Origin of the sequence: Microvirga makkahensis, assembly GCF_009830105.1 — a bacterium.
Classification (GTDB): Bacteria; Pseudomonadota; Alphaproteobacteria; order Rhizobiales; family Beijerinckiaceae; genus Microvirga; species Microvirga makkahensis.
Genome location: NZ_WURB01000018.1, coordinates 21,515 through 34,784, shown reverse-complemented (window position 1 = coordinate 34,784; position 13,270 = coordinate 21,515). Strand labels below are relative to the sequence as shown.

Sequence of the window (13,270 nt, the reverse complement as noted above, 5' to 3'; positions counted from 1 at the left end):
TTCCTTATCAACACAAAGGATAAAGCATGACGAATCTCACATTTTTCAATCTGGAGAATCTTGGCGAAGCCCGTGACGGAAAACCTCTTCCCGGGCGGCTGGTGGAGGGCGATCCCCGGTTCAAGACTTGGGACATCGAGACGACTGCGGACGGCCGCGTCAGTGCAGGGGTGTGGGAGGCTACGCCCGGCGCCTACCGATCGATCAAAGGGGACACCTGGGAGTTCTGCTCGATCCTGTCCGGCGTTTCCGAGTTGATTGAAGATGGCAAGCCGGCCGTGCGTGTCCAAGCAGGTGATACATTCGTGATGAAGCCGGGCTTCGAGGGCACGTGGCGCGTGATCGAAACCACCCGCAAGCTCTGGGTTACGCGAGACTGAGTGCCACGAGTTTCGTCTATAAAGCCGATCCGGCGCGTGGGAGGGAGTGGGCAAGCCTGTTCGCACGTCACGCACCGGACATCCCGTTTCATATTTGGCCGGAAACCGGGCCGCGGGAGGAGGTCCGTTATCTAGCGGCGTGGATGCCGCCAAGTGGCATTCCGAAGACCTTTCCCAACCTGGAGATCCTGATTTCCGTTGGGGCCGGCATCGATCAGTTTGACCTGTCCGCGCTGCCGGAGCAGCTGCCAGTCGTCCGGATGACGGAGCCTGGCATTGCCGGGAGCATGGCGGAGTATGTGACCCTGGCGGTGCTCTCGTTGCATCGGGATCTGCCTGCCTACATCAACCACCAGCGCCAGAAGATCTGGCGAGAGATACGGTTGACGCCAGCCTCGCGGCGCAGGGTCGGGGTCATGGGCCTCGGAATGCTCGGCTAGGCAGTCCTGCCGCAGCTCCGTCCCTTCGGTTTTCCACTGGCGGCCTGGAACCGATCCGGGGGGCAGGTCGACGGCGTTGATACATTCGCCGGACCCGGAACGTTGTCGGCGTTTCTCGCTCGAACTGACATTCTGGTGTGCCTGCTGCCCTTGAAAGACGCGACATGGGGCATTCTCGCGCACGATCTGTTCGCACAGCTCCCTCGTGGCGCCGCACTCGTCAATGTCGGCCGGGGCGCCCATTTGGTTGAGCAGGATCTTCTGCAGGCCTTGGAGGGAGGACAACTCTCGGCCGCCGTGCTCGACGTCTGCGAGGCAGAGCCCCTGCCGGTGGATCATCCTTTCTGGGAACACCCACAGATCCTACTGACGCCCCATGTCGCCAGCATGACGAGGCCTGAAGCGGCGGTTGAACTCGTTTTGGAGAACATTCGTCGACATGATGCTGGCGAGGCTCTCATTGGCTTCGTCGACCGCACGCGGGGCTACTAAGGTATCGGATGGAAACGGAAGGGCTTTCCTCCCGGGCGCAGGGGTGATTCTCTTTTGGGCCAGAGGTGTATCACAACCCAGAGATACGCTTTCGATCTGCGGCTACGTGTGGCGGTATCTGTGGAGGCCGGCTACTCCTGCTGGGCTGCGGCCAGCCACTTCGGGGCGAGCGAGGTTTCCCCTTCACGCTGCTGCAGCGCCAGCGGCAGCCCGGCACGCCCACACCGGCCCGCCAGAGCCGCCGCCTAGACGCAGACGCCTTTCGCCTTACGTGTTTCTCATTCGAACCGTCGAAATCAATCCAGGCATTACCATGCCCGAACTCGCAGCTCGGCTGACGGGCGAGTATGGAACCATCGCCGCCTCCGCCATCCTCTCGCGGTCTCTGTGCCGGCGCGGATTCACCTATAAAGGGTTCAAGCTTCGCGGAATGCCGCGCGCCGACGTTCGAGATGAGCGCCACGTCTGGCGCTCAGCGTTAGGCTCGCATGCGCGAGCAGCCGCACCGTCTAATCTTCCTCAATCGTCGGATTCTCTGGCCATAATCCGATCCGTGCGACAAAGCCTTCCTGCACTAAAATCGTCCCTTTCTGGATGTCCGGTGCAGCATCACACTTCGGCATGCCACCTTCAGCACTTGAAGAATTAGGCGCCGCTTGGACCTGAACATGATCAGGATGGCGGAGTTGATCGCGTAAGTGACCGCGAGAATTCCTCCCAGCTCGATGAGCGACGGGGCATGTAGGGAGGCCTTGATCAGAACCAACGCAGATGCGCTCATCAGGAGTCCGCAGGCATGGGGACCTACCGTTCTGTATATATCGCCGACCCCGACGTAGCCCGCCCGTCCCGTCATGTACCAGATAAAGGGAAGTCGTAGCGCATAATCGCTGATGACATAGGAGACGGCGACGCCAAGAGGTCCCCAGGGCAGACCGACGGCAAACGAAGCGATCGTCGATGTCGAACTCACAAGGCCGACGATACTGAGGTCCCGCATCCTTCCTTGGCTTATGAACAACCAGCCGGTCGTCGACGTGAATGTCTGGTGGAGACCAGCGAAACCCAGGCAGGCGAACATAGGCGCCGCCTCTGCCCATTTGCTTCCGAGGAGCAGAGCGACAGTTGCATCGGAGTATATCACTGCACACAATAGACCTGGTTGCACTGCAAGCATCAGGAGGCTCACGCTACTGATATAGGTGATGCGATACTCCTCCGGGTCGCCCTGCAGCCTCGAAAGAATTGGTGTCATGATCCGACTCAATGGCCAAGTCGCTTGCGTGAGCGGCAGCAACATAAGCCTATAGGCCCGATCATAGAATCCGAGTGCAACAGAGCCATGGGCTTTGGCAATCATCAGATTGTCTGCGCTGCGCGCGAGGAAGTTCAAGATATTGAACATTGACAAGCCAGCGCCGAAGCCGATCATCTGCCGCGCGGCTTCGTCCCAAACTGGTCTCCCCGGGAACCACCGGGCCGCAAAGGCCGCAACAATCAAATTCAGGAACCGGGTACACGCCAGCGGCACCAGCAAAGCCCAGTAGCTGCGTGTGTACCAGGCGATCGCCACCCCAAGGGCGGCGCCAACGATGATGCCGATAATGTCAATGACGGCCAGAAGCCTGAAACGAAGGTTGCGGGTCAGGAGCGCCATAGGCTGCTCGCCAATGACGGAAACAACGGTGAGCGCTGCCCCGACCCAGATAACGGCAATCAAACGCGGTTCCTGAAAATAGCGCGCCAGCGAGGGAGCTAGAACAAATAGACCTGTGGCGAACGTGAGACTGAGAAGCAGGGAAAGCCAGAACAGCGTGTTGGTTTGCCCTTTCGTGATTGTCCGGCGTTGAATGATCGCCTGGGTCAGACCCAGATTCTGTATCATAGTTACAAACCCGATGATCGGCGCCGAGGTCGCGATTAGGCCGAAGTCGGACGGATGTAGCAACCTGCCGAGGATCGGGGCAGTGATGAAAGTAATGATCAATCTGCAAGCCTGAGCTGCCCCCATGAAGACTACGGCTCTTGCGGCTGAAACTCTTTTGCTCATCCAACTACCTGAGACGAAATGCGCTTCCTGAGAAGCGCATGCGACGACGGCGCGATGACTTCAGGCGCTCCTGCTAGGCAATCGGCCAGATCCTGATGCGGCCCGGTTCACAAGCTGCGACGCATCCGAAGTTTGTTCCGGCACCTGTAGGAGCGTCAAAATGCCCCCACCGGCTGCCTGCTGGGCGTAGGAGCTGAAAGGCTTGAACTAATCACGGATCGATACTCCGTTAGACTGTTGTCAAGGGAGAAGTCGTGCGCGCGCCTCCGGGCCGCGGCAGCGAAGTACCTGTGATTGTGGGCCTCGCTCATAGCCTGAAGCGCGGCGCTCATGGCGTGCTCGTCGTCAGGCGGAACCAGTATGCCGAACTTGGCCTTCGTCATCTCAGCGACCTTCGGCGCTCCAGCCTCTCCACGAAGGATCTCGGATGGACCGGAATCGCAATCGGTCGACACGACAGGCAGTCCGATGCACATCGCCTCGATCATAGCATTCGGAAAGCCTTCCGCGTTAGACGGTGACACATAGAACTGGGCGCGCTCGAGGACTGCGTGGGGATTTGCCACGAAACCTGGTAAGTGGACCTTATCGGACACTCCCAGCTCAGACGCGAGGGTCTCAAGCCTGGAACGCTCGGCTCCCTCTCCGAGGATTACGAGCGAGCTACCGATATTCGCAGCCGCATACGAGCGTAGAAGCATCGAAAAATTCTTGTTCGCAACGAGGCGCCCGATCGCCACGATGAAGTCATGAGGAAGATCGATCGAAGGAGGGGCCTGAGCCGCGCGTCTAATCAGCTCGGCATCGACGGGATTGTGGATCGTCACTACCTGTGTGGCAGCCACGCCGTAATGTTCGACGAGATCGTCCCTGATGCCTTGGGAGACGGTGACGATCCGATCCGCATAGGGGTAAAGGCACCTGATCAGAGCTTTCTTCAAACGACGGCCCCGGCCGGACGAAAGGTGACTTGTGGTGTGGACGCGTTCGCTGATGACGCATGGAATGCCCGCCAGCTGTGAACAGGCAATCGCGGCACAGTTCGACCGCGTCAGAAAGCTAACGATGACATCTGGACGTTCCCGACGAACCAGACCGCGAAGGGCGATCATGCCCCATAACAGGCTTCCTCCTGCATTCAGTCGGATGCGGGTCACGCTTTCGGAAAGCGCATAGCTGTCACGTGCCTGATCGAGAGTCGCGAGGGTAACCTTCCAGTGCTTGTCGGCGCCCGCTACCGCGGCTGCCACCATACACATCACCCGCTCAGCTCCACCACCTTCAAGGGAGTTGATGACGAAGAGAATCCTGAAGGCTCGTGCATCGTCGGCCATGTCGGCGGCATCTCCGTATTGGCGGGTAGGCTAACCTTGAATCAGAAGATGATAGCACAGACTTGTGGAATCGGCTGGTTGATCGGGCGGAGGGTGTCGGAGAGACTGGCGCTAAATTAGTGGCCTGCTTGATCTCTGACGGACAGGTTCTTTGCCGAAGCATCTATGATAATCGGTTCTCCAGCACAGCTTCGGCGACGTTCCATAGGCGAGTGCGACACCCTCCGAAGGCTTCAGGTCTGTTCCATAGACGTGGTGAAGTGTCTTTCCCAGACTGGAGCATCGGATGTGAAGTGACCCTCAATTTTTGGGTCGGATGCTCAAGCGCTTAACTTGCGCATCGTTTGGTGGGGGTAGCTGAGTCCACTTTTCCGCGCGACGCGCTAGGTGCAACCTCGTTGAATCAGCTGACGTCGATGGAGGGCGCCATGAGGGTGCTCAGTAACACTCTTCGCATACCGCTTCGCCGTCTCGGGTTCGACATTGTCAGGTCGAAACCGCCAGCAGGAGCAGCGGTGCTTTCTACACGAGCACCGGAACTTCTGGCCAAGCACGTTTCCGGGTGCCGAGTGTTCCCGAGCCGTGAAGTCTGGCTGACGACAATCCCGAAAGGCAGCATCATCGCCGAGATCGGAGTCGCCAATGGCGATTTCTCGGAGGCTTTCCTGCGGGTGTGCAAACCCGGCTGTCTCTACTTGGTGGACGCCTGGCATACGTCACGGTTCGCCTCGGGGCTTGAGCGCGTATCCTCAAGGTTCGCCGAGGACATAAAGTCAGGGCGGGTCAAGATACGAAGGGGTTACTCGACAGACGTTTTAAAGATGTTTGAGCCTGAATCCCTGGACTTGGCCTACATCGATACAACTCATGCTTATGCGCTGACTGCGGAGGAGCTTGCTCAATGCGAGCCGCTCGTCAAGCCTCATGGTAGAATTGCCGGTCACGATTACTGTGAGGGTAACGCCGTGACAGGGAATCCTTATGGCGTCATCCGTGCCGTCCACGAATTCTGTCTTGCACGGTGCTGGATTTTCGACGCCCTGTCTCTTGCGCCGGATGGCCACCTAAGTTTCAGCCTACGTCGTGGCTAGCGCATCATGCGGAAAGACCCGATCGTGATCACTGCTTCCATGTCTGGGCGACAGATCTGGTTCGGTCGCTGGCAGTCCGTGAAGACCAATGACCCTCGAATTCCCTATCGTTGGCGGGCAAGCAACCCAGGACGCTAAACTAGAAGAGACAAGGCTTGCCTGAATGCCGAACCATCCGCATGAGCAGTGTATTGCTGTATATCGGATCAACGGCCGGTAGGCTTGACTATTCGGCTCCTTGCGATCATCGCAATGAGACCAGCCGTTTAAGATCTTTACTGGGAAGGCTCGGTCAGAGCTGGTTTGCCGACATTTGCCGCTTTCACCAGCATCGTGGCAGCGCTAGTGCGTGCAATTCTCTTTTGGAGGGCGATCCTATGCCGACACATGCGTTCACGATTGGCCAACAGGTCCAGGCAAAGGAGTCGCCTCTGTGCAACATGCCACGCGGAACCTTCATCATCGTCAGCCTGCTTTCGCCTACCGCAGACGGCGTTCCGCTCTACCACATTAGGCGCATCCCCGATGGAGATGAGCGAATCGTGCGCCAGTACGAGATCGAAGCGGCAGGAGGCGGTTCAAGGGACGAATCCAGTCTAGACGGTAAAATGGATTAAGGCCCGATCCTCGCGAAGACGTCGAAGAGTCGGACACCTTGCTTTGTCGTGATCTGCCGCCGCTTTCCGTGGCCCGTTGGAGCGGTAACCCCGCCCCGGAGCACCTTTCTCACCACTAGCTGTTTCCACTTGCGGGGAATCTTTGTTCTTTAGGTCGCACCATTCTCTGCCGGTGAGCCGGATCAACTTCGCCGAAGAATGCTCTAGGGTCCGGTCCCGAAAAGAGCCCTTCACTGGCTGATAGGTCTTGTGGCTCCTGATGTGAGGAGCCGGGCCATGACCGATCTGTTCTGGTTGAGGGACGAGCAGTTTGCCCTCCTTGCGCCGCTTCTGTCCACAGACACGCACGGTGTGCCGCGGGTGAGCTCCGGTATCGTGCAGGTGCTGCGCTCAGGAGCGCGCTGGGTGGATGCCCCGCCGGTCTTCGGCCCGCGCAAGACCCTCTTGCGCTCGGCCGCGCGGGGCGTCTGGCGCACGGTGTTCGAGGGCTCGCCCGTGCCGGCGGCCCAGCGGCTGTTCCGCTGCTCGATTCCGCGCACGCTAAGGCGCATCGCTGTGCCGGCGGCGGTAAAGGGGGGCAGAGGAGCAGGCCATCGGGCGCTTGCGCGGCGGACGCACAACCTTGATCCATATGGCCGCGACGCCCAAGGCCGACGGGTCGCCGTCGAACTGGTTCCGGCCAGCGCGGCGATGCGCGCGTGGCGCTCTCCCTCATCGGCAGCCGGCTGGCGCCCCGCCTGTGCATCGCGTATGCGGCTTAGGACAACGATGGCTTGCGCCAATTCCTGCCGGAGCGCATCACTCTTCCGATTATCCCGAACAATCCGACCCGGAAGTGCCACCATCCTTTCGACAGCGAACTCTATCACGGCCGTGTCCGCATCGAGCGCACGATCTGCTGCCTAAGGACTGCCGGATTGCTATCCGGTACGACAAGCCGGCTGAAAACTACCTCGCGCCATCCACATTGCCGCAATCATCGCTTTCCGGCTATGTGTCCTGATCCTAGCGCTCAGGCTCGCCCCCACAAGCGAGGCGGATAGTCTCTCGAATCTCGGCTGCCGTTATAGCACGCTGCACCCTGACCAGTCCTGCCACAGGTTCCGTCTCGCCAGATCGCGACTGTCGCAGATCGCGGTAGCGCGACCACCCGCGTTTGAGGACATGCCTCAGTACGCGCAGGGTCCTCAGGTGCCTCGGAGTGCGGTTCCAGGCTCCACCGATTGTGCGACGGTGCTTCCTCAGAAGCTCTTCAAGGGTAGCCCGCGTAGGATGCCGCACGATGGCATTTGGAGCATAGATCCGGCGATGGCCAGCAGCGTTGATACGTCTTGAAAGATCCGCGTCAGCACCAGATCGCAGCGAAGCGTCAAAGGCACCCACCGCGACAAAGATCTCTCGGGAGATGAGCCAATTGGCGGTCACGAATGAGTCACTCCTGTCGCTGACAAACCCGAGATAGCTGAACCGCATCTCGTAAAGAGAGATTGGGCCCCCGTCTGCCGGATAGAGCGCCACCGGACCCGATACCACACCTGGATGAGCGTTTGTGTCCCAGGCTTCCACCGCTGCCTCGAGCCATTCCGGCAACGGTTGGCAATCGGCGTCCGTGAACGCGATCAGTTCACTGTGCGAGTTCAAGACGCCGGCATTGCGCGCATGATAGGAACCGGGTTGGCAACATTCAATGCCGTGCACCCGCAGGCCCGCGTCCGCAAATTCGGAGATGATCGCCCTGACTCCCGAGCTGACGCCGCCGTCCGCCGAAGGTTCGTTGTCGACAACCACGACTTCGAAATCGCCATAGGTTTGCTTGGCAAGGCATTCCAGACAATGACGCAGTTCCTCCTCCATCCGGTAAACCGGGATGATCAATGAGACGCGTGCCGGGCGCCCGCCATCCGCTGGGCTCGCGTGGCCGCGCCTGCAGTCTAGGGTCATCGATTCGCCTGTCGCGGTCATCTATCTCGCGCTTTGGATGCGAGGGCGATTGCCCGAAGGTTTCGTGGGAACCAGCTGCTGTTGAATCAGAAGGGCGTAGAGACGATCTGCGAGCAGGCGGTGCCCATCCGCATTGCTATGATTGTCCCACGGCGCGACCCAGAGTGATTGGCGGTCGCGGACCTTCGCAAAGGATCCCTGAAGATCAAGAATGGGAAGTCCTGCCGCCCGTCCGATGCTCACCAAGCGGTCGAACTCCGGTTTGCGGGTCCTGCCGTCCTTAGGGATTTCAAGCAGAACAAGCGCTGGCTGGGCGCCGCGCGCGAGCGTTCCCTCACCGAACCTGCGTAGCAACGCCAAGAGGGCATCTTCTGCAAAGGGCGCCAGTTTGTGCGTGAGAATATCATTCGTGGGAAGCATCGCGGGATTGAGGCCTGCCCGTATGATCGCCTCCTCCACATAGGGAAATTGATCGAGAAGAGCATATTGAGCGAGCTTCGATGCTGACTTGAACATCCAGAGAAACTCGGTCGTATTCGCAACGTACAAGACGAGGTCTGGGCGATACGGGAACATACGTTGCTCGATCACAGCGAGCTTCTGGGTCGGGCCATACCCTCTGAACGAGAAGTTCATGATTTCGAACTTCTTTCCGGTTACAGGGCCCAACTCTCGGTTCAGTCGATCCTCGACAACGTTCTCATATGTCTCATCATCTCTCACGCCCCAACCCATGTCATGGGACGAGCCGACGAGACCGATCCGGAAGGTTCCGGAATCATGATTGCGTGGGTACTCACGATCGCGCAGCCCAATGCTGTTGATCGTACGAATCGTTCCGGTCGCGACTGTTGCCGTCGAGGGAACGAACTGCGCCTCGATGGCATCATGGGTCTCCAAGACCGGTACTGATCCCTTCCAGTCCGCAGGTGCCACTCCGAACATCATGCCCAGTTCATGGTTGAACCGACCAGCATCGCCAAGATCCTCATAATATCCCCGCACCATTTTCATTTCGTCGGACGCATTCAGTTGGTTGCGGTCACGGAGATCGGTGATCAGTTTCGCGAGGGTCGGCGATGCCGGCTGGAGCAGAGACGGATGGAGGGCGATGACGATGAGGAGGCCGGCTGTGAGCGTCACGGCCCCGGCCTGAACCATGAATCTCCTGTCGTCGTCACTGGCGTCCGATCCGGCCGTCTCGCGTTTCCTGTTCCGAAAAACGGCACCTAGGACGCCGATGGCTGCCGGGATGCCGAGGAGAATCAGGACATCGAATGGGCCGGAATTGAGAACGCCTCGCCAAAGGGCTGTGAGTTCCGCCACATTGGGCGTGCTCCAAATGGTCCAGAGCACGCAGATCGCCGCGAACGTGCCCGCCGTCTTCGCGGCAAGCACCGCATCGTCCCGAAATGTTCGTACAGGCTTGGCCAGGGTCCTCTGGCGCCCCTTTCGGGATTCCAGCAGAACATTGGCCAGGACAACCAGCCCCAATCCGAACCAGAACACGATGTCGGCCCACACGATTGGGAAATCGCCCCTGATCCAGAACCACTGGTAGGAGTGGAGAAGCCAGGTCGCTCCGAAGGCAATCAGGGTCGCGGTCGCGACGGCGAACGTCTCGCCTCTTTTGCGTAGGCGGAAATATGCAGGATTGAAGACGATTTTCTGGATGAATTCTTTCCAGTAGATATTGATGCGGCGCCAGAAGTCGGTGAAGCTCGATGAAAACAAGTAAAAATGATGAGTTTCTGCAAGGCCGAACCCGTACAGATGAAGTAGCCCGACGACGATGTGGAACAGGCCGGAAATCTTCAGATACAGCAGGAACGTCGAGGCCATATACCTCGCCGCACCAGCTCCGTTGACGACGGATCCTGGTTCAACCACAGCTAGGAAGTACACTGCTTTGTAAAGAGTCAGGTGGATCAATCCTCGAAGGATCCACTTCACGCCCGTCTGGTACAGACGCAAGGGATCTGTATTGTAGAAACTGCGCTGGAAGGTCTTGTAGTCGACGACCGGAAAGAGCGGCATGCACACGCTCGGCAGCATGAAGAAGTAAGCCACGGCGCGACTCGCGCTGAAAGGTGCGGCCTCGTGCTTGAGGTCATAAAGGTAGACGATCAACCGAAACATGAACATCGATCCCAAGATCGGCCAGATCGTGGGTGGAATTTCATCGAATACTGGAAATACCTGCTTGCGCGCGAGAGCCAGCGCAAGCGCGAGGGCGGCGATCAGCACAATCCGCACGTGAAACGCGACGGGTACGTGGCACAGCGCGATCAGCATGCCTCCGAATGCGAGCAGCCATGTGCCAGCCTGCCACCCAAAGACAAGCGGTACGGTGGCTACTGATAGAGCTGCGAAGAAGAAAATCCGGTACGATGCGGGTAGAAAGTGATGGATGAGAAAGCCGCCGAGCGCCAGCGTGAGTACGGCCTCGAAGGCGGGGCTCTCGACATTGAGAAGCCGGACCGCGACCGCGACGAGGGCGAGTTCTACGACGATGACTCCGAGCCTCAGAAGACGCCGGAATGTCAGATCCTGGCGTACCTGCTCCCAGTAAGCCTCGAAGGCGCTGGCCTCCTTGGAAGGCGAACTCCCGGCAAGGACATTATCAACTTCGGGTGACTGCGCCGAGCGCACTGATGTGAAAGGAGTCTCCACCGTTGTGGCCTCCATTATACGTCGTCCCCGGTCGTCCGGTTCCCGTGAATGCCAGTTAGAGCATCGATATCAGAAGTGGAGCCCGGTTGGGGGGCGACACGACGATCTAATTTTGTAGTCCTGACGATCTTTGACCTCGCCACCGTGAAAGGTCCAGTTGGGGATGAATGCTAAACTAGCTATCGGGCGGTTCAGGCGGCGCCATCCTGGCAACTTGCGCGCCTCTCAGAGCGACAACCCCACGCTAAGTCCGCTTTTGGAAACGATGCACTAGTCTTTGAAGGAGATCTCGCTAGAATTAGGAACAGTGCAGATCATTTGTCGCTGCGAGCCAAATGGAGCAGCCTTCATGACAGATCAGAGCGCCACGATGTCCATCCTTAAGGACTACATCCTTGTCGAGTTCCTTCCAGGGGAGGATCCAGGGCACCTTACGCCGAGCACGCCGCTGGTATCCACGGGCATCCTTGACTCCTTGGCGATGCTAAAACTGGTTGCATTCATCGAGCGTGAGTTCGACATCCCGGTCAATGCCCATGAGGTCGACGAGGAGCACCTGAATACGCTGCAGTCGATTTGTGCGCTCGTCGCCTCAAAGCGTTCGCTCGTGCGCTAGGGCATCGGGCTTGGAAGTGGCCCACTGTTCCGCACAAGGCGTGAAGTCGTGCACCGGAGGATCTGTCAGATGAAACTTCATCAATATCTTCTCGATGCCGCACAGCGCTGGCCTAGTAAGGTCGCAATCCAGGAGCTCGACGGCAGTTCCATAACCTATGAGGATCTCGATGCCCAATCTAGTCGGCTGCGAGATCGATTGGCCAGCATCGGCGTTCAGCCCGGCGATCGTGTCGGATTCTGGCTTCATAAGTCTGCCGACGCTGTCGTGACACTGTTTGCAATCCTGAAGGCTGGGGCTGCGTATGTTCCAATCGATCCGACCGGACCAGCCGCGCGCAACAACTACATCCTCGCCGATTGCCGGGTAGCGGCCATCGTGATTGAGGAGCGCTTCAAGCCGATGCTTGAAGTACACGGCGACGAAGGTTGGCATCCTGCCATTCTGGATATCGATGAGGCGGGAGGCAGAAAATGGGTGGGAGACGCGCTCACCCATAACGTCGGGGCAGGGACGTCACTCACCGTATCTCCAGTCGGGGCGCACGATCTGGCTTTCATCCTTTATACTTCCGGGTCCACCGGAAAGCCAAAGGGCGTCCAGCTCACGCATGAGAATGCGTCGAGTTTCATCGAGTGGTGTGCGAGAACCTTTTCTCTCACGTCATCGGATAGGTTTTCGTCCCACGCTCCGTTCCATTTCGACTTATCGGTCTTCGACATCTTCGGTTCCGTGAAGCATGGCGGAACCTTGCTCATCATCAGTGAAGAGGTTGGGAAACAGCCTTATGAACTCGCTCAGCTGATAGCAGATCATCGGATCACGGTCTGGTACTCAGCTCCGTCGATCCTGAGCCTTATGGCCCAGTTTGGATACCTTGACACCCGCGACTACTCGGCGCTGAGGCTGGTTCTGTTCGCTGGCGAAGTATTCCCTATCAATCACCTGAAGCTGCTGACAACATACTGGCCGCACCCGCAATACTTCAACTTGTACGGCCCGACCGAAACGAATGTCTGCACATACTACCAAGTGCCAACGCCCATTCCGGCCGATCAAATGGAGCCCGTACCGATTGGTAGGGTCTGCTCGCATCTTGAGGGTATCCTCGTTCAGGCGGATGGAACCGAGATGAGCGAGGCAACGGAGGGCGAGCTGTGCATCCATGGGCCAGCGGTAACGAGAGGTTACTGGAACCTGCCGGAGCAATCACAGCGGTGTTTCGTCGAGGTGAACGGTAGGAGATATTACCGGACCGGAGACATCGTTCGCGAGGAGGGGGATGGCAATCTCGTTTACCTCGGTCGGAAGGACAGAATGATCAAGAAGCGGGGCTTCCGTGTCGAACTGGGCGAAATCGAGGTGTGCCTCTATCGCCATCCAGACATTCGGGAAGCTGCCGTTGTCGCATTGGCGGACGACAGCGTCGGAATGAGGGTCCATGCGCATATTGTGTCAAAGCAGGGAAAGCCCTTGTCGTTGATAGACATGAAGACGTTCTGTTCCGAGCACATTCCGATCTACATGATTCCAGACCGATTCAGTTTCCATTCCTCGCTTCCCAAGACCTCAACCGATAAGATTGACTACCAGACCCTTAAAAGTTGGAGCAGGAGCTGATCCGTGGATTTTGCCT

At 58.5% G+C, this 13,270-nt stretch carries 8 protein-coding genes and 2 pseudogenes; 6 read left to right on the top strand and 4 right to left on the bottom strand.

The window, feature by feature from the left end; genetic code table 11:
* The first annotated feature begins 26 nt into the window (after window positions 1-26).
* Both GR328_RS19360 and GR328_RS19355 read left to right on the top strand, forming a co-directional pair.
* On the top strand, window positions 27-380 hold the full coding sequence (locus GR328_RS19360) for a cupin domain-containing protein (protein ID WP_160886712.1): 354 nt from the start codon (window positions 27-29) through the stop codon (window positions 378-380).
* Window positions 377-1,312: pseudogene (locus tag GR328_RS19355) on the top strand (2-hydroxyacid dehydrogenase). The gene GR328_RS19360 and the pseudogene GR328_RS19355 overlap by 4 nt, the downstream one beginning before the upstream one ends.
* A gap of 574 nt (window positions 1,313-1,886) precedes the next feature.
* Here GR328_RS19355 and GR328_RS19350 read toward each other — a convergent pair.
* Both GR328_RS19350 and GR328_RS19345 read right to left on the bottom strand, forming a co-directional pair.
* Window positions 1,887-3,323, bottom strand: a complete 1,437-nt coding sequence (locus GR328_RS19350; protein ID WP_281352014.1) for a lipopolysaccharide biosynthesis protein — start codon at window positions 3,321-3,323, stop codon at window positions 1,887-1,889.
* 194 nt (window positions 3,324-3,517) lie between these two features.
* A complete protein-coding gene (locus GR328_RS19345; protein WP_160886708.1) occupies window positions 3,518-4,696 on the bottom strand; it encodes a glycosyltransferase in 1,179 nt (392 codons plus the stop codon).
* Between the two features lie 428 nt (window positions 4,697-5,124).
* Between GR328_RS19345 and GR328_RS19340 the strand changes: the two genes are divergently transcribed.
* Both GR328_RS19340 and GR328_RS19335 read left to right on the top strand, forming a co-directional pair.
* Complete coding sequence (locus tag GR328_RS19340) at window positions 5,125-5,787, top strand: class I SAM-dependent methyltransferase (protein ID WP_160886706.1); 663 nt, start codon at window positions 5,125-5,127, stop codon at window positions 5,785-5,787.
* An 893-nt stretch (window positions 5,788-6,680) separates the two neighbouring features.
* Window positions 6,681-7,407 (top strand): annotated as a pseudogene (locus GR328_RS19335) (IS5 family transposase).
* Between the two features lie 2 nt (window positions 7,408-7,409).
* Here the strand turns inward: GR328_RS19335 and GR328_RS19330 are convergent.
* Both GR328_RS19330 and GR328_RS19325 read right to left on the bottom strand, forming a co-directional pair.
* Window positions 7,410-8,366 carry a glycosyltransferase family 2 protein gene (locus GR328_RS19330; RefSeq protein ID WP_205790145.1) on the bottom strand — a complete coding sequence of 319 codons (957 nt, stop codon included), beginning with the start codon at window positions 8,364-8,366 and terminating at the stop codon, window positions 7,410-7,412.
* A complete protein-coding gene (locus GR328_RS19325) occupies window positions 8,367-11,018 on the bottom strand; it encodes an SGNH/GDSL hydrolase family protein (protein WP_160886702.1) in 2,652 nt (883 codons plus the stop codon). It lies immediately after the preceding gene.
* A 349-nt stretch (window positions 11,019-11,367) separates the two neighbouring features.
* Between GR328_RS19325 and GR328_RS19320 the strand changes: the two genes are divergently transcribed.
* Entirely contained in the window at window positions 11,368-11,634 is a 267-nt protein-coding gene (locus GR328_RS19320) for an acyl carrier protein (protein ID WP_205790144.1), read from the top strand.
* Window positions 11,635-11,703: 69 nt separating this feature from the next.
* Complete coding sequence (locus GR328_RS19315) at window positions 11,704-13,254, top strand: amino acid adenylation domain-containing protein (RefSeq protein ID WP_160886700.1); 1,551 nt, start codon at window positions 11,704-11,706, stop codon at window positions 13,252-13,254.
* Window positions 13,255-13,270: the final 16 nt, after the last annotated feature.